Source organism: Stenotrophomonas sp. YJH_SMC_25 (assembly GCF_059369595.1).
Genome location: NZ_JCAFSV010000005.1, coordinates 35897 through 59337 on the forward strand (window position 1 = coordinate 35897; position 23441 = coordinate 59337).

20 protein-coding genes, 1 tRNA gene and 1 pseudogene are annotated in these 23441 nt (G+C 64.5%); 6 read left to right on the plus strand and 16 right to left on the minus strand.

The window, feature by feature from the left end; all coding sequences use genetic code 11:
• Positions 1–91 precede the first annotated feature (91 nt).
• Positions 92–1573, minus strand: a complete 1482-nt coding sequence (gene tssG / locus AC5P7E_RS08320; RefSeq protein WP_231347491.1) for a type VI secretion system baseplate subunit TssG — start codon at positions 1571–1573, stop codon at positions 92–94.
• A 15-nt stretch (positions 1574–1588) separates the two neighbouring features.
• Here tssG and AC5P7E_RS08325 point away from each other — a divergent pair.
• Together AC5P7E_RS08325 and AC5P7E_RS08330 are read left to right on the plus strand one after the other, a co-directional pair.
• A pseudogene (locus AC5P7E_RS08325) lies at positions 1589–2053 on the plus strand (TIGR03747 family integrating conjugative element membrane protein); the annotation flags it as partial.
• 144 nt (positions 2054–2197) lie between these two features.
• Positions 2198–2695, plus strand: coding sequence for a hypothetical protein (locus AC5P7E_RS08330; RefSeq protein WP_114618471.1), 498 nt, complete (start codon positions 2198–2200; stop codon positions 2693–2695).
• Positions 2696–2823: 128 nt separating this feature from the next.
• On the opposite strand, the gene AC5P7E_RS08335 is transcribed toward AC5P7E_RS08330, so the two are convergent.
• Positions 2824–5469, minus strand: coding sequence for an AAA family ATPase (locus AC5P7E_RS08335; RefSeq protein ID WP_197588957.1), 2646 nt, complete (start codon positions 5467–5469; stop codon positions 2824–2826).
• Between the two features lie 123 nt (positions 5470–5592).
• Here AC5P7E_RS08335 and AC5P7E_RS08340 point away from each other — a divergent pair, with 123 nt between their 5' ends.
• The 3 genes from AC5P7E_RS08340 to AC5P7E_RS08350 are packed head-to-tail and all read left to right on the plus strand — an operon-like array spanning position 5593 to position 6529.
• A complete protein-coding gene (locus tag AC5P7E_RS08340; RefSeq protein ID WP_231347492.1) occupies positions 5593–5994 on the plus strand; it encodes an integrative conjugative element protein, RAQPRD family in 402 nt (133 codons plus the stop codon).
• A complete protein-coding gene (locus AC5P7E_RS08345; protein ID WP_114618472.1) occupies positions 5991–6224 on the plus strand; it encodes a TIGR03758 family integrating conjugative element protein in 234 nt (77 codons plus the stop codon). The genes AC5P7E_RS08340 and AC5P7E_RS08345 overlap by 4 nt, the downstream gene beginning before the upstream one ends.
• A gap of 47 nt (positions 6225–6271) precedes the next feature.
• Positions 6272–6529: a TIGR03745 family integrating conjugative element membrane protein gene (locus AC5P7E_RS08350; RefSeq protein WP_427916826.1), complete on the plus strand. Its 258-nt coding sequence runs from the start codon at positions 6272–6274 to the stop codon at positions 6527–6529.
• A gap of 45 nt (positions 6530–6574) precedes the next feature.
• Here AC5P7E_RS08350 and AC5P7E_RS08355 read toward each other — a convergent pair whose 3' ends face one another.
• Positions 6575–7726 carry a hypothetical protein gene (locus AC5P7E_RS08355; protein ID WP_197596082.1) on the minus strand — a complete coding sequence of 384 codons (1152 nt, stop codon included), beginning with the start codon at positions 7724–7726 and terminating at the stop codon, positions 6575–6577.
• Between the two features lie 837 nt (positions 7727–8563).
• Between AC5P7E_RS08355 and AC5P7E_RS08360 the strand changes: the two genes are divergently transcribed.
• The gene (locus AC5P7E_RS08360) at positions 8564–9268 is read left to right on the plus strand and encodes a hypothetical protein (RefSeq protein WP_114618475.1); all 705 of its coding nucleotides are present in this window, start codon (positions 8564–8566) and stop codon (positions 9266–9268) included.
• Between the two features lie 134 nt (positions 9269–9402).
• Here the strand turns inward: AC5P7E_RS08360 and AC5P7E_RS08365 are convergent.
• The 13 genes from AC5P7E_RS08365 to AC5P7E_RS08425 form a co-directional block, all read right to left on the minus strand.
• Positions 9403–9478 (minus strand) — tRNA-Gly (locus AC5P7E_RS08365).
• 266 nt (positions 9479–9744) lie between these two features.
• On the minus strand, positions 9745–10371 hold the full coding sequence (gene pgsA / locus AC5P7E_RS08370) for a CDP-diacylglycerol--glycerol-3-phosphate 3-phosphatidyltransferase (protein WP_005412825.1): 627 nt from the start codon (positions 10369–10371) through the stop codon (positions 9745–9747).
• 18 nt (positions 10372–10389) lie between these two features.
• Entirely contained in the window at positions 10390–12234 is a 1845-nt protein-coding gene (gene uvrC / locus AC5P7E_RS08375; RefSeq protein WP_005408879.1) for an excinuclease ABC subunit UvrC, read from the minus strand.
• The gene (locus AC5P7E_RS08380) at positions 12231–13643 is read right to left on the minus strand and encodes a hypothetical protein (protein ID WP_005408878.1); all 1413 of its coding nucleotides are present in this window, start codon (positions 13641–13643) and stop codon (positions 12231–12233) included. The genes uvrC and AC5P7E_RS08380 overlap by 4 nt, the downstream gene beginning before the upstream one ends.
• On the minus strand, positions 13640–14128 hold the full coding sequence (locus AC5P7E_RS08385) for a low molecular weight protein-tyrosine-phosphatase (protein ID WP_005408877.1): 489 nt from the start codon (positions 14126–14128) through the stop codon (positions 13640–13642). Before AC5P7E_RS08385 ends, AC5P7E_RS08380 begins: the two co-directional genes overlap by 4 nt.
• Entirely contained in the window at positions 14125–14898 is a 774-nt protein-coding gene (gene kdsB / locus AC5P7E_RS08390) for a 3-deoxy-manno-octulosonate cytidylyltransferase (RefSeq protein ID WP_049397615.1), read from the minus strand. Before kdsB ends, AC5P7E_RS08385 begins: the two co-directional genes overlap by 4 nt.
• 74 nt (positions 14899–14972) lie before the next feature.
• Positions 14973–15992, minus strand: coding sequence for a tetraacyldisaccharide 4'-kinase (gene lpxK / locus AC5P7E_RS08395; RefSeq protein ID WP_005408875.1), 1020 nt, complete (start codon positions 15990–15992; stop codon positions 14973–14975).
• The gene (gene msbA, locus AC5P7E_RS08400; protein ID WP_005412820.1) at positions 15992–17740 is read right to left on the minus strand and encodes a lipid A export permease/ATP-binding protein MsbA; all 1749 of its coding nucleotides are present in this window, start codon (positions 17738–17740) and stop codon (positions 15992–15994) included. The genes lpxK and msbA overlap by 1 nt, the downstream gene beginning before the upstream one ends.
• Positions 17737–18159, minus strand: coding sequence for an ExbD/TolR family protein (locus tag AC5P7E_RS08405; RefSeq protein WP_004152323.1), 423 nt, complete (start codon positions 18157–18159; stop codon positions 17737–17739). Before AC5P7E_RS08405 ends, msbA begins: the two co-directional genes overlap by 4 nt.
• A gap of 3 nt (positions 18160–18162) precedes the next feature.
• Positions 18163–18825, minus strand: coding sequence for a MotA/TolQ/ExbB proton channel family protein (locus AC5P7E_RS08410; protein WP_005412819.1), 663 nt, complete (start codon positions 18823–18825; stop codon positions 18163–18165).
• Between the two features lie 3 nt (positions 18826–18828).
• Complete coding sequence (locus tag AC5P7E_RS08415) at positions 18829–21228, minus strand: DNA internalization-related competence protein ComEC/Rec2 (protein WP_043034364.1); 2400 nt, start codon at positions 21226–21228, stop codon at positions 18829–18831.
• 59 nt (positions 21229–21287) lie between these two features.
• Positions 21288–22631 (minus strand): sensor histidine kinase, encoded by a 1344-nt coding sequence (locus tag AC5P7E_RS08420; RefSeq protein ID WP_005408871.1) that lies wholly within the window; start codon positions 22629–22631, stop codon positions 21288–21290.
• Position 22632: 1 nt separating this feature from the next.
• Positions 22633–23304: a response regulator transcription factor gene (locus AC5P7E_RS08425; protein ID WP_005408870.1), complete on the minus strand. Its 672-nt coding sequence runs from the start codon at positions 23302–23304 to the stop codon at positions 22633–22635.
• Between the last annotated feature and the right edge of the window lie 137 nt (positions 23305–23441).

Genomic DNA, 23441 nt, shown 5'->3' on the forward strand with positions numbered 1-23441 from the left:
GGAGCGCTATTGTGTCGATATTGCTGCACGGCGTCAACAGGAATTTTCGCCTGCATTGCGGGGAGGCGTTCAGGCCCCCAGGACCGATACCTCAGGTTCGCAGGCCACGGCGGTGGAAGTAGACCTGCTCGGCGATGCGCCGCGTGGCCGCCGTGTGCAGCAGCGCATTGAGCGGCCAGTCCGCCTGCAGATGGTCCATCGCCCAGCGCAGCAGGCGCTTGCCATGGAATGCCGGCGCCACCCGCCGCGCCACCCGTTCCGCTTCCGGCCCTTGCCCACGCAGATGGCGGGCAATCGCCTCGCCGACCGCCCAGCCGTGCCGCCACGAGGAGTGGATGCCCCCGGCGGACAGCGGCGAGACGATGCCCGCCGCGTCGCCGGTCAGGATCAGCCGCTGGCCGGTGATCGGCCCATCCGGCCGGCCGCAGGGCACCAGCCCTGCACGAGTGGCCGAGGGGCGCACGGAAGGCGGAATGCCGACGACATCGCGCACGTGGTCGAGGAAGCCATCGATATCCGGCGGCCGCACCTGTTGCGGGTCATGACGCAGCGCCAATCCCACCTGCAGCCCGGTCGGATTCTGTGCGACCCAGCCGATGTAGCCCGGCGCGTAGCGCTTGCTGACGAAGCGATGCAGCGCATTGCCTTGCGCCACCTGCAGGCCGGCGAACTCGCGCTCGACGCCGTAGAGGGTGTCGCGCACCTGGCCAAGGCTGGTGCGCTGGGCCACGCGTGAGCGTGCGCCGTCGGCGCCGACCAGATAGGCGCAGCGCCCTGCCCCTTCCACCTGCCAGCCGTCACCACTGCGATGGGCGTCGGTGAAGGACTGCCGCAGGCGCAGGTCCACGCCATTCGCGCGCAGCTCGCTGGCCAGCCAGCGCATCAGGTTCGGCGTATCGGTGGTGAGGAAGTAATAGCCCGGTGCGGCCAGCAACACGCTGCGCAGGTTCGGCGCATACAGGCGCACGTTTGCGACCCGCTGCACCAGATGTTCGGGTAGACGCATCACACTGAGCAGCGCCAGAAAACGTGACATCGGTGTGGCGATGCGCTCTGCCGTACCGGGAATGCCCAGCCCGATCAAGCCCAACAGACACTGTGAAGTGGCGTCGCGCCCGCCCGGCTCGAACGTGGCCGGGTAGGAGTACTTGCGCCAGATCCGGTAGAACTGGGTGAATATCCGATGATTGAAGATATCGAGGAAGTGCTCCAGCGCCTCATGGCCTTCGCGTCGCTGGGCGATATCATCCAGATAGCCCGTGGGCAAAGGAGAGTCGACCCCATACAAACCCAGCAGCCGGGTGCGTACAGTCAACGGTTGGTCTGGAGAAGCATCGTCGATTTCAATGGCCTTCAACTCGCCTGCCGGGAATCCCATTCCAGGGTCTGGGCGGAACCTGACCCGATCATCGCCGGGATGTGCAGTACTGCCCAGCGGTGGTTGTTCAGCCAGTACCTGCTCCAGCACTTGGCAGAAGCGGTAGACGTTAGCGGTTGAAACCTGTTCAGCCAGCACATGCAGAATGCCTTCGGCCTTCAACCGGGAATACGCTGACTGTGATGTTCGTTCCATCGCAGGCACCTCGCCTACGACGGGGTGTTCGTGCAATCAGGACTGATCGAATGGGCAGAAGACGCGGCCCGGCAGGCACGTGGGGAGCGCCTGCCGGCCGAGCCGGATTTTCGCTATTACCTGAGGCAAGCCTATCGCTCGCTGGAAAGCTACCTGCTGGCCAGCGCCTACACCGTACTGGTGTTCCTGGTACGCCTGCTGGTGCTGTGCCTGAGCCTGCCGCTGTTCGCCATGGCAGCTTTCGTCGGGCTGGTGGATGGGCTGGTGCGGCGGGACATCCGCCGCTTCGAGGCGGGCCGTGAATCGGGCTTCATCTACCACCGGGCCAAAGCCTGCCTGGTGCCGTTGGCCGTGCTGCCGTGGGTTGTTTACCTGGCGCTGCCGATCAGCGTCCCCCCTGCCCTGATCCTGTTGCCGGCAGCCGCCTTGCTGGCAGTGGTCGTGGATATCGCAGCGGCGAGTTTCAAGAAACACCTATGAGGCGCCCCACGCCATGCGCCTTACGACGAAGAAACATCCCGAAACTATTATGCAGCGTCCTCAGAACGATCATATTTCCACATTTATTGTGAGAGTATGGCACCGTGAACACCCACTAATTTCCACCGCTAACAAGGATGCTTCATGACCCCAGAAGAAAAGGCAAAGTCCATTCGCAATCTCACTCGCATGGCACTACCAAGCGATGACGGCTATTTGTTCCGACTTGGGGTAGCCCTCTACTCCTTCGCCTCCCTCAGCAGCTTCATGACGGAGATTGCCAGCCACCTGGACCCAAATATCGACCGCACCGAACTGCAGGCAAAGACCGGAGGTGAAATTCTAAATGCATTCCGTAGCTGCCTGAAAAATGCCAAGAAGGACATCCCGGCGATTGCTTCGCCTGGCCAAGCAGCGGCCGACCTCTTCCAAACCTTGAACAGTGAACGCTCAGATATTGTTCACGCCTACCCCATCACAAACGGCTCCGGCGCTCAAATCCTCCATCGCCGGCTCGACTCGAAGGGGAAGTACTTCGAAGTTACCAATGATTTTCTGGACAGCTTCATTTCGCGACTTCACAACGTCAGCAGCGATCTGTATGCGATCCGGAAAATTGTAAAACCCGAACTTGGCGACTGAGAGCGAGCACAAGCGCTGAAATAGACCACCCGTCTACTACAACGCGAGCAGCAACTGAACATATCGAATACTTCCGAGAGAACAGGGCACCTCAAGAGTGCCCTTACCCGATGCCCTAGACCACGGCCCTAACGATTGCGCAGCCTCAACGCATTCATCCCTTCCATAAGTGCGACCAGTCGCTCGACCTCGCCACCATCGAAGTCCTCTCGGTCCTGTTCCTCGTGCGTCCCCTTGTTGAGGTATTGCCACATGAACGTCTGCTCGCCGATACCCAGTAGCTGACCGAACGCATCAAGCAATGGCTGCTTGTCGTCGTGGTTGAAAGTGTGGGCGCCATGAAGCCTCGCTCGTAGCCCATCACACAGGTTGCGAAGTGAGGGCTGATCGCCAACGCCTGCCACCTTTACGCTGATCATCCCAAGCTCGCACTTGCCCAGCCACCGCCAGATCTTGTTAGCCAGCATCTCCAGCGCCTGCCTGGAGGGCTGCAGCGCCCCCCGATGGTCGCCTCTTTCAAGAGCAGCCCTTGCATTGACAAGGTATGCCTGCGGCGGCACATCCCTCAGCACGCGAGGGTGGTGGTTCCCTAGGTGATGCAGGAAGGTGTAGGAATGCCACTGGTTGCGGTCAACGTGGTTCTGCACATCCTTGATAAATTCGTTGCTGTGACACGTCACGATGATCTGGGTATTGGCAAACCGCTCGCTCTCGAACAACGCCTCTCGAATACCCTGTCGGTGTTCGTGGTCGATGGCATTGATTGCATCGTCGAAAATGATCGTCGGTGCCTGGATGCTCGACGCCTTGGCTAACAGAATCGCCAGGCCCAGGCAGCGCACATGCCCCTCGCTCAAGACCTGAAGCGCATCAACACGCCGGTCAGGAGCGCCACGGAAATTCAGCTCGATCCTTCCCTCGCCTGTGACCGGAAGATGCAGGCCGCAAAGTTTGTCCTGCTCGGCATCACGGACGTTAAACTCGTTGTACAGATCCATCGCCATGTTGTTCAAGCCGGCCATCAAGGCACCTGGCAGCCCAGCACGGTACTGGCGAAGCAGCATTAGAAATTCCGTGTAAGCGCGCTGCACCCTCACTTCGGCCGCGATACGCTCGCCCTCGGCGGTAGCCTCCCTGATCAACTCAGCGTTTTCGGCCTCAAACGCCGCAACGCGCTGCTTGGCATCGCCAACCGCAATTCCGGCTTGGTGCCGTCGGGCTGCATGCTCTGCGATTGCCACACGAGCTTGATTGAGTCGGTCCCGCTCTTCGATCAATTGAGCGCGCTGGTCAAGGTTCTGCTGAATTGCGACATCCAGCTGCTCCAGCTGCAACGCGTAGTTCACCGCTTGCTGTGAGAGGGAGACACCATCCGCAACAGGCGTATAGCCGACCTTCCACCAAGCGGTATCCAGCTGCACGCCAGGGTTTGCGATGTACCGGCAAACCTCATACTCACTATTGATTGTGGCAGCGACGCGCTGCGCAAAGTTGGCGAAGTATGCACGCAACGCATCGGAGGCTATGCGCCGCTGTCCGATAGCAGCCTGGTAGCGCTGCTTAAGCTCTGTAAGCGCCTGCAGCCTCTCTAATCCCTGAGCAGCCTTGGTATAGGGGTTCTCGTGAACATGCACTTGACCTTCGAGCGGGGTCCCACACGCAGGACACTGGTCTGGCGACGCCCCCTGCAGTCCTTGTACCGCAACATACAGTTCTTGGTACGTCGCTTCGTCGCGCTGCTCAGCCAGCTGGTTGGTCAGATCCAGCACTAAATCATGGGCTTCATCCGCAGCACGGTAAGCGGCCAGCAGGTCCTGATGACGGATGCCATACAGCGCTGGTGCCGGTTGGTTGAGAATGTCGTCCAATGCTTGCAGGCGGCCCGGCGCCTCTAGCGTTCCCACCTCCTGTTGCAACTGCGCATAAGTCAGACCTGGTCGAAATGCCGCGGCGTAATTGCCTTCAGCTTGTGCAAAAGCTGCAACAGTTGCGGGTTCGTTGGCGATCAACTGCACGTCATGGGCAATGGCCTGTCGCTTAGCTTCAAGCTGGGCGCCCTTTACGGCGACCAAATTCAGCTGGGCATCCAGCGACTCGTTGAACTGACCGACGAACTCATTGAAGTCATCCATCCCAAACAGGGCGGCTATCAGCTCAGTCTTCTGTCCGGCAGGTTTGGCCGCAATTCTGGAGAATGAGTCAATCCTGTTCTTCTCAATGAAGCAGAACCTGTAGGCATCGGCATCAGCCTGTACAGCGACAGCCTGCCCTTGGGGATCCAAAGCAGCCAACTGTGGCGGGACAAATCTGTTTTCATGGACGTTGCGCAGGTACTGGGCCGCATCAATCCGCTTCTGCGCCCCCTCGTCCACGGCACCGAGCAAGGCAAACTCAAGCGCCTCGCATAGGCTTGTTTTGCCGCTGCCATTGGGGCCGTAGAACAACACGATTCGCTTTGTAAGATCGAATGCCTCTGCATGTCGGAAACCACGGAATGGGCCCAGCGTCAGCTGGGTCAACTTCTGCCACCGCCAACCTGGCCCTCCCGCCAGGGCGTCCAGGACAGGTGGAGCGGCGTCCAGGGCTGCAAACTGACGCCGTGCGAGATCGACAAGATGCACTGAGCGCTGACTGCGATTGCGGGAAGTCGCGCTGACGCTTTCGAAGTTTTCTAGAACGAGCCTTCCGAAACGACGAGCATCATCCGAGACGTGCCCTTCGGGATGATGAAGCCATTGCATGAAACGCTGATAATCATGTGCTGCAGACGCCATCCCTACCTCCGCATGTTTTTATTGGGCTCCGCTTGAAGCCGAGTTCGTACAGCAATTGTGCTTATTGTTCCGAAGCTGGGCCTATCCTAGATCAACATTAATGCGGAAACATGCATTGCCGCATTGAATGCAGCCATCCTCCCGCCAGTACGTCGAAGATCGAGCCACTTCTGGAGCGTGGTGGGGCTCATCATGTTTAAGTACTCTCACGGTGGACCATTGACAGTGCTGGGGCTCTGCCTAGCCTTGGCCCAGCCTTTCCCTGCGCGGGCTGATTACGAAATAGAACGCGCCCAGCTGGCCGCTGTACTTCGCCAGTTGGATGCCCTGGAACGGCACGCCGACAGCAGCGCTACCCTCTCCCACTCCATCGCCGCCCGGTACCACTTCGACTACCTGCGCCTGCGCGAGGATATCCAGCGCATCCGCTCCGGCGTCCAGAGCTACCTGACGCCCCAGCGCGCCCAGCCCCGTGACCCTGCCCCCATGCTCGGCGAGTACATCGGCGAGGCCGATGCGCCATGACCGCCGCCCAGCAAGCCGCCTTCCAGGCCCACAGCGGGTTCACCCCTGCACAGATGGCTGTTCTGGTCCTGTCCCTAGTGTTCGCCGTGACATTGCTCTGGGGCGCTTGGGCCATTCGCACCGCCTATACCGGCTGGGCTGAGCAACGCCTCAGCAACCGGCAATTTGTCGGTGTCGTGATCCGCTTCGTCGCGCTGTACCTGGTGCTGACGTTCTTTCTCCTGTCCTGAAGGAGTTGTAGTGATGAAAACGTTGTCTTGCCCGCTTTCGCCACGCCGTGCTGCTCGGCGCTCTGTTCAGCCCGGCCATGGCCGTTGCCCAAGGCCGTCTGCCGACCATGGAAGACCCGTCCCGCGGTGCGGGCAACGGCATCATCCAGACGATCCAGAACTATGGCTACGACATGGTGCTGCTGATCGCCCTGCTGGTGGTGGCCGGGATGTTCATTGGCGTGTGCTACCACGCCTACACGCGCTATTCCGAGATCCATATTCGTTTGCCGAGCAGGGACTCATGTGATGTTCAAGGCCAGTAGCTGCATCTGCAGCACTGGCCTCCATCATCTGACTGAACAGTCCAGTCACTCTGCGGCTTCCTGCCTTGCTCGCTCAACTCCCTCAACGATGCTCTTGATCAAACCATCTACGCGCTCAGGATCCACATAGTAAGGCCTGTCCCAATCCTGGCGCTCGGGGTCGAAGTTAAACTCCAACGTGGTGTCGCCATCGTCCTCGAACTCTATGCCTCCCTGTTCGAAAATCACTTGTCCCCAAACATAGCTATCCTCATCCCTGAAAAGCTGCAGCAACTTCTCGCTCGCCCTGCAAACTGGCAACAGGTATCGGAGAACAGATATACGGGGCAGGTACCGTGCCAGATCATTCATCAATGCAAACCCTTGCTCCATGATGATGGGGTCTCGGCTATCCACATCGCTCACCGCTAACGAGTACGTCTTAGCAACCCGATAAACGTGCCAGAACTCATCGATGAATTCTTGTAACCCATCGAATACTTCTCGCTCCACCTTTGAGTCTGAGACTAAGTTGATCAGCCCGTCTGGATTAACAGAACGCAAGAGTCCGCCCACAGCATCTTTGGAATCCCGTCGGTCAGGCAGCGAATTCAGCTTTTTTCTGAGCGCGTCCATTGTTTCAGCCAGGAAGCTCACGTCTAACGTTGGTAGGTAGGGATACTGATGGATGACGGGGTGCGCCACGCCCCACTTCCACATCAAGAAATTACGCGCGAACAAGTGACCCTTGAGTTCGCTCCACCCCATGATGTGGAGCATAGGAACAGCTGCGCCAGCCACTCTTTCAGTATCCGTGTCATCAGCAAGGGCTGATGCGCTGTGCTGATTGGTCTTATCCACCCACTCCTGCAAAGTCTTGGGTACAGCGTCGCGAGCCAACAGGAAAAAGTAGTGGGCAACGGGCTTGCCAAATCTCTGGAGGTTCCGAACTTCCTCCTCAAGATGAGAGACGTGGATCTTTTTCTGATTCTTGCATTGAGCTGCAGCACGGGTTGCTGGATCGTAAATATCCACACCGCCTTGCGAGTCACCACTGACACCATGGGCAACAATCCGCGTGTACGGCCCTCCGATGATTGGCAACTTTTGCTTGATCAACACGTGCTCAAAGACATCCAGGCAGAGATCCTCAAATCCCTCGCCACGCTTCGGTGCCACAAAGTTCTCAAGCCTGCTGGCAACAGCCTTGGACAGCATTCTCATCACCACACCTCACTCCCCAATAGGCTATCCGAGGCTGCACTCATCCAATCCTGATGAAACCATGCGGCAGCAAGCCTCGGCATGAGATGGAACACTACATTGAACTCCCGAGCAAATCCGGGCTTGTACCTTGACGGATTGAACAACGCGTAAAGCGCTTCTAGCTGAGGGTGTAGTCCTTGCCAGTGGCCTTGGCCTGGCGGACGGTTGCATCTGAGAGTGCCATGTACGAGCTCCTGAACATGAAATTCAGGGCTAGATGCTCGTGACGCTCCACGCTCCTCTCCAGCAACAAACCGCCACGGCGGGAGTCCGGATTTCATGGACTAATTTCTGGACTAAAAAAGTCCGGATGCCCATGGATCGGAGTGGCTTTGACTGGAACGAGAAAAGACGCCGAAGCGTCTGATTTCAACGACTTACAAACTTCCATGGAACTCTGTAGATCTATAAATGGAGCGGGTAACGAGACTCGAACTCGCGACCTCAACCTTGGCAAGGTTGCGCTCTACGGACTGGGCCACTCCCTCCGTCATCGACCGATCCGCGTCAGAGGACTGGCACTGCGCTAAGAGATGACGGCCCCTTCCTCGTCGCCCATAAATATTCGGTCACAATAGACTCGATCGTGGGCATTTGCTGTGTCTTTTCGGACTATTTGTATGGATCCTTTGCGCTCAGCATAGCAACGTACGACGAGCCATTCGGAATGAGCGCACTGCCAAGAGGCCGAGCAGATGTCTATTCAGAATTTCGGGACAGACGGGTTCATCGAGCAGCAAAACGGTTGATTTACAGGAAATGATTTCGAGCTGCTGCAGAACAAACGACATGACTACGCCTGATGACATTGTCCGGGACCTTGGCGATACATTCCCTCATCACAAGGTATGCCTTTCACCCAAGGATGTACCTCGAGATGTTGCGCTGCCCAGAAGCTGGGAGAACTTCGGACTCAGGCCCGACGTCGCCCCGGTCTTTCCTGCTGGCTGGAGCTCATTCTCCAATGAGTTCCCATCGACAATTGCGCTGTTCAACGACTGCCTGCTGGGCACAGCATTGCTACTAGGTGATGAAATTGAATTGGTGTACATCTTTCACGACGGAAACAGCCTCTACTACTACATAGGGGGAAGACCCGTCGAAGATGGAACCACAGAGACCTTCCAGTTCAAGCATCTGCCCAGCAGACTGCAGGACTTCTATCGCGAAGTGCACGACGGCTACACCTTCTATCCTGCACGCTCCATGGGTCCGCAGCGCCTTGCTGACCAGTCACGGGTCTCCGAACTGGTCGATGAGGCGGACGATTCTTTTGCGGCAGGTTGGATCACCGTATTCTCGAACGGCAGCGGAGACTATGTCGCAGTGAACGCCGACAGCCATGATGATTCGGATGCTCTGATTTGGTGGCATGAGAATCCTGCAGCTCCAGAACTCGACATCAATGTCTTCAGAGTCATGGATGCATGGATGAAAATTTTTCTGGAGGACACCCAGCCTCGCGAGCCAAAGGTCAAGTCTGGTGCGCGATGATGACCGACCGGCCTGACAGGCCGGATGCCGCCCCACACATCGAGCAACTCTCAGCCCCTGGCCGAAATCATCTCAGGGCACTCTGATGACCCACAACGAAAAACGCTCCCTTCCGGGAGCGTTCTTCTTGAATCTGGAGCGGGAAACGAGACTCGAACTCGCGACCTCAACCTTGGCAAGGTTGCGCTCTACCAACTGAGCTATTCCCGCTTGGGAGGCGAAATTTTACCTATTCTGGGAATGGCGTCAAGTGCTTTTTTCAGGGGCTGCGGAGCGACTTGCATTGCGTATCCACGCATGGCGTGGATCTACTACAGCATCCCCGCAAACCGATGGATCCGCATCATCTGTGGATGCAACATTTCCAGTAGATCCACGCCATGCGTGGATGGGGCATTACCGTAGATCCATCCAGCGCGTCGCGTAGATCCACGCCATGCGTGGATAGGCGCATCGATGGGGTCAGAGCCCGGTGCTCAGTTGCCCAGCTTCTTCTGCCGCGCACGCTCGCGCGCAGCGCGCTCGTCATCGCGCAGGCTCGGCCAGGCGGCGTGCAGGTACTGCAGGCCCGACCACAGGGTCAGCACCGCGGCAATCGCCAGGGTCCAGTCGCCGATATGGAACACCGGCCAGCCCATCCAGATGTCTTCCACCGGCACGTTCGGGGCCACCGAGTACAGCAGGCACAGCAGCGCGACCATCTGCGCGGTGGTCTTGATCTTGCCGATCATCGCCACGCGCACCTTCGCACGCTGGCCCAGCTCGGCCATCCATTCGCGCAGCGCCGAGACCGCGATCTCGCGGCCGACGATCACCGCCGCCCAGAACGCCATCCACGGCGTCGGATGGCCCTGCACGATCAGGAACAGTGCCACTGCCACCATCAGCTTGTCCGCGACCGGGTCGAGGAAGGCACCGAAGGCCGACTCCAGCTGGTAACGGCGAGCAATCCAGCCGTCGAGCCAGTCGGTGATCGCGGCCAGGCCGAAGATCGCCGCCGAAGCGAAGTTGGTCCAGGTGTAGGGCAGGTAGAACACCAGCACCAGCACCGGGATCATCACGATCCGCAACAACGTCAGCCAGGTGGGCAGGGTCAACTTCATGCTTGCGTGCTTCTCTCTCTACTCGGCCGCATCAGGCGTGGCCAACCCGTGCAGGTTAGCGTAGATACGTGCCGCGAGGGCGTCATTGATGCCTTCCACCTTGGCGATTTCCGCTTCGCCAGCGGCTTTCAGCCCCACCAGGCCCCCGAAATGCTTGAGCAGGCTGGCGCGGCGGCGCGGCCCGATACCGGGAATGTCCTCCAGCTTGCTGGTCATCCGCGCCTTCTGCCGGCGGCCGCGGTGGCCGGTGATGGCGAAGCGGTGCGCCTCGTCGCGCACCTGCTGGATGAACTGCAGCGCCGGGTTGGCCGCGCCGGGGCGCAGCTCGCGGCCGTCGGGCATCACCAGCGCTTCATGGCCAGCGCGCCGCTCCACGCCCTTGGCCACGCCCACCAGCAGCACACCTTCCACGCCCAGGTCGGCCAGTGCGGCCTGGGCCTGCGCCAGCTGCCCGGCGCCGCCGTCGATCAGCAGCACGTCCGGCAGCACGCCCTGCTCTTCCACCGCACGGCGGAAGCGGCGGTCGATGGCCTGGCGCATGGCGGCGTAGTCATCGCCCGGCTCGATGCCGCTGATGTTGAAGCGGCGATACTGCGCGCGCACCGGACCGGCAGCGTCGAACACCACGCACGAGGCCACGGTAGCCTCGCCCAGGGTGTGGCTGATATCGAAACACTCGACCCGCTTGACCGGCTCGGCCAGGCCCAGCATCTCGCGCAGTGCGTCGCTGCGCGCATGCTGCGCGTTGCGGCTGTTGAGTTCGGTGGCCAGGGTCAGCTGCGCGTTGCGGCTGGCCAGTTCCACGTAGCCGGCGCGCTCGCCGCGCACGTTCCACTTCAGCTGCACCTTGCGCTCGGCCGAGGCCGACAGCGCGGCGACCAGCAGGTCGGCGTCGGGGATCTCGCGGTCCAGCAGGATCTCGCGCGGCGGCTCGAATTCGATGTAGTACTGCGAGACAAACGCGGCCAGCACTTCCTCCGGGCTTTCTTCACCATTGGTGCGCGGGAAGAACGGGCGGGTGCCGAGGTTGCGGCCATCACGGAAGGCCAGCAGCAGCACGCAGGCCTGCGAGCCCTGCATGGCCACCGCCAGCACGTCCAGGTCGGCAGCACGGCCATCCACGTACTGGCGGGTCTGCATGCTGCGCAGCGAGGAAATCAGGTCACGCAGGCGCGCGGCCTGCTCGAATTCCAGTGCCTCGCTGGCGGCCTGCATCTGCTCGCCCAGCTCGCGGGTCAGTTCGTCGCTCTTGCCTTCCAGGAACAATGCAGCGCGACGTACCGATTCGGCGTACTCGGCAGGCGCCACCAGCTCCACGCAGGGCGCGCTGCAACGCCCGATCTGGTACTGCAGGCACGGTCGCGAACGGTTGCGGAACACGCTGTCCTCGCAGCTGCGCAGCTTGAACAGCTTGTGCATCAGGTTCAGCGTTTCGCGCACCGCAGTGACGCCGGGATACGGCCCGAAGTAGCGGCCGGGAATGGCGCGCGGGCCGCGATGCAGCGCGATGCGCGGCCAGTCCTCGCGGGTCAGCAGCACATGCGGGTAGGTCTTGTCGTCGCGCAGCGAGACGTTGTAACGCGGCGACAGCGACTTGATCAGCTGGTTTTCCAGCAGCAGCGCCTCGGCTTCCGAGCGCGTCACCGTCACGTCCATGCGCACGATCTGCGAGATCATCGACATGATCCGCGCATTCTTCGGGCTGCCGTTGAAATAGCTGCCGACACGGTTGCGCAGCGCACGCGCCTTGCCGACATACAGCAGGGTGTCGTCGGCCGCGTACATGCGGTACACACCGGGGGCGGTACTGAGCTGGGCCGCGAAGGCCTTGCCGTCGAAGGCCGGGGCGGGAACGTCGGTCATTCGCTGATCGGCACTTCGCTGAGCACGCCGCTTTCGGGGTCGAATCGCAGTATGGCGTGGGCGTCGGTCTCGGCGATCCACACCGCACCGGCACCCACGGCCAACCCGGCCGGGCCGTGCAGGCGGCGCGGCAGCGGCTGGGTGGTCAGTTCGCCACCGCCCAGGCGCAGCGTGCGCAGGCGGCCATTGCCGGTATCGGCAATCCATAGCAGCGGCGCATCCGGACTCAGCGCGATCGCCTGTGGGAACTGCAGGCTGGCCTGCGCGCGCGGGCCATCTTCGTCACCGAAACGCCAGGGGCCCTGCCCGACCAGCGTCTGCACCAGATCCCCGCGCAGCTGCAGTGCACGGATCGAGGAGCCCAGCGCATCGGCCACGTACAGCACCTGCTGCACCACGGCCAGCGCAGTCGGTTGGGCAAAGGCAGCCAGGTGGCCGCTGCCGTCACGCTCGTCGATGGCACCGCTGCCGGCGCGCCACTGCAGGCTGCGCTGACCCAGGTGGTAGCTCCAGATGCGGTTGTCGCCGGCCATGGCGATGTGCAGCTGGTTATCGGCGATGGCGAGGCCGACCGGGTGGTCCAGCGAGACCTGCCGCGCCTGTGCTACCGGGCCCTCCACCGGCGCACCGGGGCGGCCATTGCCGCACAGCGTGTCGACGATGCCGGTCAGCAGGTTGATGCGGCGCACGGCATGGTTGCCGGTGTCGGCCACGTACAGCGCGTCGCGCTCAAGCACCAGCGCCTGCGGGCGATGGAACGCCGCTTCGGCGAGGTTGCCGTCCATGAAATCGGCCGTCCCCAGCCCGAACTGGCGCAGGATGCGGCCGCCGTGGCTGCATTCGAGGATGCGGTGATGGCCACTGTCGGCGATGTACAGGCGTTCGGTGCTGACCGCCAGGCCCAGCGGAAAACGCAGGGCCTGCCGCGGCTCCGGATGCAGCTCGGTACCGCCGCGCGGCGGTGCCGACGGCGCACCGTGGCACAGCGCATTCAATGCACGCTCAAGCTCTCCCGGAGCCCCCAGCCCGACCAGCCGCTGCTGCTCGCGACCCTGCGCGTCCAGCAGCACCACGGTCGGCCACGATGTGATGCCGAAGCGACGCCAGCCATCCCAGTCGGCATCGAGCAGGACCGGCATTGACAGCCCCTGGCGGCGCAGCAGTTTGAGTGCGGCGCCGGCGTCACGCTCGAAATCGAAGCGGGGTACCTGCAGGACCAGCGGCTGCAGCATGCCAGGGTGACGCGACAGCCATTGACTGAATTCGGCCAGGCGCTGCGCGCTCCAGGCAGAAGCGGCGTTGACGAACAACAGCGCCACCGGCCGACCGCGCAGTTCGGTCAGGGTACAGGGGGCGGCATTGAGCCAGGTGGCGAACTCGGGTAGGTCCGGGACGGGCTGGACGTTCATGGCCCGATTATGCCGGAGTCGGCGTCATGCAACAGTCGTGCCACTGCACGTTTTGCAGCATTGTCGACCAGCGTCCAGACCTGTTCGAAGTGATCACTGCCGCCGGTGTAGGGATCCGGGATGGCCGCCTGCCCCTCCCCGCCCGACCAGGGCAGGTACAGCGCCAGCCGCTCACGCTGGGCGGGTGCCACCAAGCGTCCCGCGTCCCGCAGGTTCGCCTCGTCGGCGCACAGGATCCAGTCGAAGCGGTCGAAATCAGCGGCGTGCAGCTGGCGCGCACGCAGGCCGCCGATGTCCACGCCGTGCCCGGCCGCGCAGGCGATCGCACGCCGGTCCGGCGGCTCGCCCACATGCCAGTCACCGGTGCCGGCCGAATCCACCTGCACGCGCCCCGCCAGTGGCGAAGCGTCCAGGCGTGCGCGGAGCGCGCCTTCGGCCATCGGCGAACGGCAGATGTTGCCGAGGCAGACGACCAGCAGCTTCATCGGGCAGCCAACGTCTGCAGCAGTGCTTCGGCGCGCTCCAGGTCCTCGGGCGTGTCGATGCCCGCCGGGAATGGTTCAGGCGAGATCGCCACGCTGATCGGGTAGCCGGACTCGAGCACGCGCAGCTGCTCCAGCGATTCGACCTGCTCCAGCCGACCCGGGGGCATCGCCGCGAACTGCTGCAGGAAACCGGCGCGGTAGCCGTAGATGCCGATGTGGCGCAGCCAGGCATGCCCTTCCGGCAGCACGTCGCGGCTGCGCGCGAAGCCATCGCGGTGCCAGGCAATCGGCGCGCGGCTGAAGTACATCGCCTCGTTGCGCACGTTGCGCACCAGCTTGACCACGTTCGGATCGAACAGGGTTTCTGCATCCTCCACGGTGGTCGCCAGGGTCGACATCGGCGCATTGCCTTCAACCAGCGCCTGGGCCACCGCACGGATTCCCGCAGCCGGCGCGAACGGTTCATCCCCCTGCAGGTTGACCACTACGGTGTCGTCGGCCCAGCCGGCGATGCGCGCGCACTCGGCCAGGCGGTCGGTACCGGAGGCATGCGAGGTGGCGGTCATGGCCACCTTCACCTCGGCCAGCCCGGACAGCGCGTCGGCGATGCGTTGATCGTCGGTAGCAACCCAGACCTCGCCAGCGCCGGCCTGCAGCGCGCGGCGCGCCACGTGCAGCACCAGCGGCTCACCACCCAGCAGGCGCAGCGGCTTGCCCGGCAGCCGCGAGGCGGCATAGCGGGCCGGAATGGCGACGACGAATTCGGTCATGGGGCAATACTCGGCAGGCTCGTTACAACGGGGATGCGGCCGGCGGCACGTGAATGCAAGCGCCGCCGCGCCGCTCAGTTCGGTCGCAGCTTGTCCAAGCGGTCGGTCAGCGCCACCCAGAACGCGGCAGGCAGCTCGGCACGCAACGGCACCGCGTAATGCCAATCGTTGCCGAACGCGCGGCATTTCACCGCATCCTTCTCTGTCATCAGCACCGGCAGCTGGCTGCCGAACGACAGGTCCTGCGGCTGGTAGGCCTGGTGGTCGGCAAAGGCGTGCGGCACCACGCCGATGCCACGCGCGCGCAGCATGTCGAAGAAGCGCTGCGGATGGGCGATGCCGGCCACCGCATGAACACGCTGGCCCTTGAAGTACGACAACGGGCGCGCGCGGCCACCGGCCAGCGGCTGCGCACTGTCGATGTGCAGGGCCATCGGCCACTGGCCGAAACCGCAGGCCTGTGCCGCGCTTTCCTCATCGGCCTGGCCCAGGTTGACCACGCGGAAATCGCATTCGCCGGCACGGCTGACCGGCTCGCGCAGCGGTCCGGCGGGAATCATCCGGCCGTTGCCGTAGCGCCGCTGGGCATCGACCACTTCGATCTCGATGTCGCGCGCCAGCCGGTAATGCTGCAGGCCGTCATCGCAGACGATCACATCGCAGCCGGCCTGGATCAGTGCCCTGCCTGCGGCCACGCGGTCAGCGTCCACGCGCACCGGCACGCCGGTCTTCCAGGCGATCAGCACCGGTTCGTCACCGCCCTTGGCGGTCGGCGTGTCGGCCTGCACCCACAGCGGCTTGTCAGCGTCTTCACGGCCATAGCCACGGCTGGCGACGCCCGGCTTCCAGCCGGCCGCACGCAAGCGCTCGACCAGGGCGATGGTCAGCGGCGTCTTGCCGGTGCCGCCGGCGGTGATGTTGCCAACCACGATGACCGGCACCGGCAGCGCGTAGCGCTTGCGCCATCCACGCCGGTAGGCACGGCGGCGCAGCGCGGTGACGCCGGCATACAGCGGCGCCAGCAGGCGCATCGCCCACGGAACCGGGCTGCCGTCGTACCAGTACGGCGGGGTCTGGGTACCCTTGCCAGCCATCAGTCCTGCCTTTCGCGGAACTGCATGCTGTGCAGATGCTGGTACAGGCCACCCATGGCAAGCAGCTCCTTGTGGGTACCCCGTTCAACGATGCGGCCGTGGTCCATCACCAGCACCTGATCGGCATGCTCGATGGTCGACAGGCGGTGCGCGATGACCAGCGTGGTGCGTTCGGGCATCAGGCGCTGCAGCGCATCCTGCACCAGTCGCTCGGATTCGTTGTCCAGCGCGGCAGTGGCTTCGTCGAGGATCAGGATCGGGGCGTCACGCAGGATCGCGCGGGCGATCGCCAGTCGCTGGCGCTGGCCACCGGACAGCAGCGCGCCGTTCTCGCCGACAGGGGTCTGCAGCTGCTGCGGCATGCGCGCGATGAACTCCCACGCATTGGCTGCTTCGGCCGCCGCACGGATCTGCTCCTCGCTCGCTTCCATGCCATAGGCGATGTTGGCCGCGATGGTGTCATCGAACAGCATGACCTTCTGTCCGACCATCGCCACCTGCCGACGCAGGTCGGCCAACGGATAGTCATCCAGCGCGACGCCATCGAGGGTGATCACACCACCGCTGGGCTCGTAGAAGCGCGGCACCAGCCGGATCAGGCTGGTCTTGCCACTGCCGGAACGACCCACGATGGCGGTGACCGTGCCGGGCTTGGCAACGAAACTGATGTCGTCCAGGGCAATGCCGCTGTCCTCGCGGTAGCGCAGCATGACGTGGTCGAAGGCCAGTTCGCCGCGTACGCGCTGCACGCTGTTGCGGCCCTCGTCACGCTCGACCTGCATGTCGAGGATGCCGAACAGGCGCTCTGCGGCGGCCACGCCGCGCGAGATCGAGGTCTGCACGCTGGTCAGGCGGCGCAGCGAAGGAATGATGGCCATCATCGAGGTCATCAGGCCCATGAACTGGCCGGCGTTGAGGCGGCCGGCCAGCGCTTCGCGGGTCGATACCCAGACGATCACCGCCAGCGCCAGTGCGGCCAGGAACTGCACCACGCTGGACGCCGCCGCACGGGTGACTTCCACCTTCATGTTCAGCGACAGCATGCGGTTGGCCAGGCGCGAGTAGCGCGAGATCTCATGCTGCTGGGTGCCGTGCACCTTCACTTCCTGCTGCGCCGCCAGCGACTGTTCGGCGGTCTGCGCCATCGAACCCATGCCATCCTGGATGCCACGGCTGATGCGGCGGTAGCGCTTGCCCACGTAGGACACGATCACGCCGATCAGCGGTACCACCACCAGCATCGCCACCGTGACCTTCACGCTCATCTGCAGCATTACCGCCAGCATGGCGATGATGGTCAGGGTGTCGGCCACCACGGTCTTGAGTGCGTCGGCACTGGCCTGGGTGACCTGTTCGGTATCGAAGTTCAGGCGACTGACCATCACCGGCGTCGCTTCGGTATCAAAATGCGAGGACGGCAGGTGCAGGTACTTGGCCAGCACCTGTTCGCGCAGGTCGCGCACCACGCTGCGGCCGGTCTTGGCCAGCGCGTAGTCGCTCACCCAGGTGGCGACGCTGCGCATCAGGAACAGGCCCAGGATGGTCAGCGGCAGGATCACCGCCATGCGCGGTTCCGGGTTGACGAAACCGCGGTTGACCAGCGGCTCCATCAATTTGGTGAAGTGGTAGCCCGCCAGGGCTTCGACCACCATGGCGATGACCGCGGCCACCATGAACACCCAGTAGGCGCGGGTGTACCCCAGCAGACGTTTGTAGATCGGCCACACCGGCGCGTGATTGGAACTCATGGACGCACCTCGGGTGCTGTTGCAATGGCAATACGGCGGAAGCCGAGCTGACCCAGCGCGTCCTGCGCGGTCACCACGGCCTGGTAGGGAGTGCGTGCGTCGGCACGCAGCAGCACGGTCTGCTCGCGATCGCTGCCGGCCACGGCGGCGATGGTCTGCTTGACCGACTCTACGTCGCTGCGCAGCACTTCCTGGTCGTTGATGAAGTAACGGCCTTCGGCGTTGATCAGCACGCTGAGCGAGCGCGGCGGCTCGTTGGTCTGCTGCTGGCTGGCGGTCGGCAACTGCACCTGCAGCGTCGAACGCGCGTCGAAGGTGGTGGTGACCACGAAGAAGATGATCAGCACCAGGATGACGTCGATCAGCGGCACCAGGTCGATATGCGGCTCATCCTGGGATCGGTCGTTGCCGATACGCATCGATCAGGCCTTCGCCGTGGCGGCGCCGGACTGGCGCGCGGCCGGGGCCGGGTTCATCACCCCGGGGCGGCCGTCGAGCGTATCCAGCAGGGCGCTGGCTTCCTGCTCCATCTCCACCACGTAGCCGTGGATGCGGCCCTTGAAGTAGCGATGGAACATCAGCGCCGGGATCGCCACGATCATGCCGGTGGCGGTGCACACCAGCGCCTTGCCTATGCCGCCAGCGAGCTGGTTCACGTCGCCCACGCCGTGGTCGAGGATGCCCAGGAACATCTGGATCATGCCGATCACCGTGCCGAGCAGGCCCAGCAGCGGGCCGGCCGAGGCAATGGTGCCCAGTGCGTTCAGGAATCGCTCCATGCGGTGCACCAGGTGCCGGCCGGTGTCTTCGATGCGCTCGCGGATCTGGTCGCGCGGGCGGTTGCGGGCTTCCAGTGCGGCAGCCAGCAGCGCGCCCAGCGGCGAGTTCGCCCGCAGGGTCTGCAAGTGGGCCGGGTCGAGCTTGCCGCGAGCGGCCCAGTTGCGCACTTCCTGGCCGAGGCCGGGCGGCAGCACTTCAGTCCGCCGAAGGGACCAGAAACGCTCCAGGATGATCGCCAAAGCCAGTACGCCCAACAGCAGCAGCGGCACCATCGGCCAGCCACCGGCCTTGACCAGTTCCCACACGTTTCAACCCTCCGGCCCAACGGCCGCTTGTTCGATCGGCGATAGGATAGCAGCCGACCGCGCCCGCCCAGCGGCATCCCACCACCGGGATGCATGGATGCGCTGTTCACGCAGCTGCAGGCCTTGTGCGCCAAGCCATACGCGGATCGCCCCGGAGTCGGCCGTGGCCAGCACCTCCGCGCCTTGCGCCTGCCAGCGCTGGACCACCTCCTGGCGCGGGTGGCCGAAGCGGTTCCGGTGCCCGGCCGAGACCACCGCCAGCCGCGGCGCCACCGCCGCAACCCACGGCGCACTGGAGCTGCCGCCGCTGCCATGGTGCGGCACCAGTACCACGTCCGCCCTCAGCGCGTGCGGGTACGCCTGCAGCAGCGCCCCCTCGGCCGGTCGACCGATGTCACCCGGCAGCAGGACCACGCCGTGACGGCTGGCGATGCGCAGCACGCAGCTGTCCTCGTTTTCGGCTTGCCGGCCGCCCGGCGCCGGGTGCAGGACCTGGAAATCAACCCCGTCCCACTCCCAGCGCATCCCCTGCTGGCAGGGCGTGGCGCCGCCGATGGTGCTGCCCGGTGGCGCCAGCAGCTGCAGCCCGGGCAACTGCCGTCGCAGGCTGGGCAGGCTGCCGGTGTGATCCAGGTGGTCATGGCTGAGCATCACCTGCCGGGGCGGCCCCTGGCCGAGCGCGCGCAGGGCCGGGACCAGGATGCGTTCGTTGCCCTCGCCGCCAGTCGGCGGCCCCACGTCGTACCAGAGCGCGTGCCGTGCCGTGCGCACCAGCACCGCCGTGCCCTGGCCGACATCGTGCACCAGCAGCTCCAGTTCCCCCGCGGCCGGTGCATGCCGGGCCGGCCACAGCAGCGGCAGGCACAGCAGCAGGCCCGCCAGGCCACCGCCGGCGCCGCGCGGCAGCAGCCACCAGAACACGCCCAGCAAGGCCACGGGTAGCGCCCAGCGCGGCGCCTCGGCCAGCCACCACATCGCCTGCGGATGCAGCGCCAACGGCTGCAGGGCCCCCCAGCTGAGCTCGAACAGCCAGGCCGCGGCACGCCAGGCCCAACGCCCCGCGCCGTCATGCAGCACGTGCAGGCCGGTACCGAGCAGCGACAGCGGAACAACCAACATTGTCCACCACGGGATGATCGGCAGGTTGACCAGCGGCCCCAGCCGCGCGGTCCCGCCGAACAAGGCGATGCACAGCGGCAGCAGCCCAAGGCTGGCAACACCTTGCGCGGCAAGGAACCCGCGCAGCCCGCCACCGATTCCCTCCGGCCCCGTCCTCGGCAGGCACCAGAGCAGCCACAGCACGCCACCGAAGCTCAGCCAGAATCCAGCCGAGAGCACCGACAGCGGCGCAGGCAACAGCATCACCATCGCGGCCAACGCCAGCCCCTGCCCTGCGCCCACCGGGCGACGCCCGGCCCTGGCCAGTGCGACCAGCCCGATCATCAGCGCTGCGCGCACCGTCGGCAGCGCACCACCCGCCGCCACGGCATAGGTGGCTGCGGCCAGCGCCGCTCCCCATGCGGCGGCCTGCGGCCGTGGCCAGTACCGTCCCAGCAACGGGCACAGCCACCACCACAAGCGGCACAGCAGTACACCGAAGCCAGCCACCACGCCCACGTGGAAACCGGAGATGGCGACCAGATGGGTCAGGCCCAGCGCGCGCAGGTGTTCCCAGTCGGCATCGGACAGGCCACGGGTATCGCCCAGTGCCAGCGCCTGCACGAACCGCGCGGCAGGATGTGCCACCTGCACGGCGATCGCTGCACTGCTGCGTTCCCGCCAGGCCTGCAGGCCCTGCGCCGGCAGCCATTCCCGCGCACGGGCCGGATCACGCACCGAGGCATTGCCGGAGATGCCCCGCAGCACGGCGTGGCGCTCGCCATCGAAGCCGCCGGGATTGATCCGCGAGCGTGGCGCGCGCACGCGCAGCGACAACTGCCAATGCGATCCTGCGCGAACCGCATGGCGCCCGCCCTCCGCCTCGTGCGCCGGCGATCCGCGCCACGGATCGTTCCAGGTCACCTGCAGGCGCTTGCCACGCAGCGATGGCAGCGCGCCGGCATCTTCGACATGCAGCACGAAACGCGTGTAGCCGGGCCCCTGCCGGGGAAGGTCGGCAACCCGGCCCCGCACCTGCACATCCTGCGGTGGGGCGCCGGGTGGCAGCTGGCCATGCAGGACCCAGTGCCCGTGCACCGTTGCCCAGGCCAGGCCTAGCAGGGCCGCGGCCCAGGCACGGCCGCGCCAGGGCAACAGCCAGCCGCCGACGCCGGCGATCGCCATCGGCACACTCAGCCACAGCGGCAGCAACATCGGCATCTGCACGCAGGCCAGCGCCCCCAGCACCAGGCCTGCAGCGCAGCCAAAGCCAAACAGGGCCGGGGCGGATCGATCGGGAACCATTTCCCCAGCCTGCCGCTGGAGGCCGCAGGCTGCCTATCGGGCCTTTCCCCGTGCGCCTGTCAGCGCCGTACGGTACCGCGGTGGAAATTGACTCTGAAGCTGGCGCCGCCGCCAGCCGCTTCGCCAACGCTGACCGAGCCACCGTGGTGCTGCACGATTTCCTTCACCAGGTGCAGGCCCAGGCCACTGCCGCTGCCGGCTGCACGCAGGCGGTGGAAGGGCTCGAAGATCGCTTCGCGGTCGCCGACCGGAATGCCGGCGCCCTGGTCGCTGACCTCCAGCAGGCCGCGTGCATCGAGGCGCACGCAGATCGTGCCGCGCCCGCCGCCATGGACGATGGCGTTGTGCACCAGGTTGGCGATCACCCGCCCCAGCGCCAGGCTGTCGCCATGGATCCACACGGGCGACTCCGGCGCATCCACCTCGAAGCCATAACCGGCGCCGACCACCAGCGGCGCCAGATCGGCGGCCGCCTCGCGCACCAGCAACGCCAGGTCCAGCCGCTGCAGCGCGCCGACATTGCGATCGAGACGCTGCAGGTCGAGCAGGTGCTCAGCCACGTTGCCGAGGCGGGCGACGTCGGTCAGCAACTGCGATTTCAGTTCACCCTGCGGCAGCTGCGACAGGCGCGCCTGCACCACCGCGATCGGTACGCGCAGCTCATGCGCGGCATCGGCGAGGAACTTGTCGCGCGCTGCATAGCCCTGCTGCACCTTGTCGATCGCATCGTTGAACGCTTCCACCAGTGGTGCGACCTCGGTGGACACCAGCTGCGCATCCAGGCGCGCGCCCGGCTGGCCGATGTCCAGTTCCTTGGCCTGCTGCGCGGAGCGGCGCACGCCGCGCATCGCGCGATGGATCACCGTCGGCATCACCAGCAGCGTGACCACGATCAACGGCAGGAAGAACCACAGGCCGATCAGGCGCAGCACCATCAGCGCGCCATCCAGCAACCCACCCTTTGGAGCACCACCGACCATCACCGTGATGCGGCGTCCATCCTCGTTGCGGATCATCACCCGCGCCACGTCCAGATAGGGTGGCACCAGTGAACCCAGTTCGGTGGCGCCCACTGTCGGCAAGCGTGCCAGCAATGGCGCGTGGACCGCAGGAATCGTGCCGCGCTCCAGCCACGTGCCCCTGTCATCAACCGCCGCGAACCAGAGGTTGCCGCCGGCCCCGGCATTGAGCTTGTCCCAGCGCGCCTGGTCCAGTTCCAGCCGGCCGCCTTCGCTGTGCACGGCTTTGGCCACCGCCTCGGCCGTGAACATGTCCATGCCCCAGGAGTCCTTGTCACCCCAGGTCAGGATCAGCGCGACCACCGCGAACAGCACGGTGAACGCCTGCGCAAGGAACAGGCGCCAGGCCAGGCCCAGGGTGATGGAACGGATCGGGCGTGCCATCTCAGGCCTCCGCCAGCAGGTAGCCGACGCCGCGGATCACATGGATCTCCACGCCGGCCCCGGCCTGTTGCAGCGCCTTGCGCAGCTTGGAGATATGCGCGTCCAGTGCATTGGACTGGATCTCGTCATCGAAGCCGTACACCGCCGCCTCCAGTGCACTGCGGGTGACGGTACGCCCCTGCCGCATCGCCAGCGCCTGCAGCACCAGCACCTGGCGCCGGGGCAGCGCCAGCAGCTGGCCATCGACCTGCGCCTGCAGCGATTCGAAATCGAACTCCAGCCGGCCCAGTCGCAAGCGTGGTGTCACCATTGCCGAGGGCCGTCGCGAGACCGCACGGATGCGCGCCATCAGTTCCTCGATCGCCACCGGCTTGACCAGATAGTCATCGGCGCCGACATCCAGGCCCTCGACCTTGTCCGACAGCGTGCCCTTGGCCGTCAGCATGATCACCGCCAGGTTCGGACGCAGGGCCCGCGCAACGGCAACGAAGCCAGCGCCATCGCCATCAGGCAACTGGCGGTCGAGCAGCATCAGCTGGTGCACCGGTTCGCGCAGCGCGATGGCCGCTTCGGCCAGGCAACCAACCACATCGGCGACCACGCCCTGCCGCTCCAGCCCCGATTGCAGGGCACGGGACAGGTCAGGATCGTCTTCGACCAGGAGGATGCGCATCGGGGGCTCGGCTACCGGAAACGGTGCCGATCATAGTGCCTGGCGCCCACTTTTTCCGCTTCGGCCTGCCGGATGCGCCGACGCAATGTTCTGACAATGTTGCTCCCCCATCATGCGCAGCCATCCTCCGCAACGTC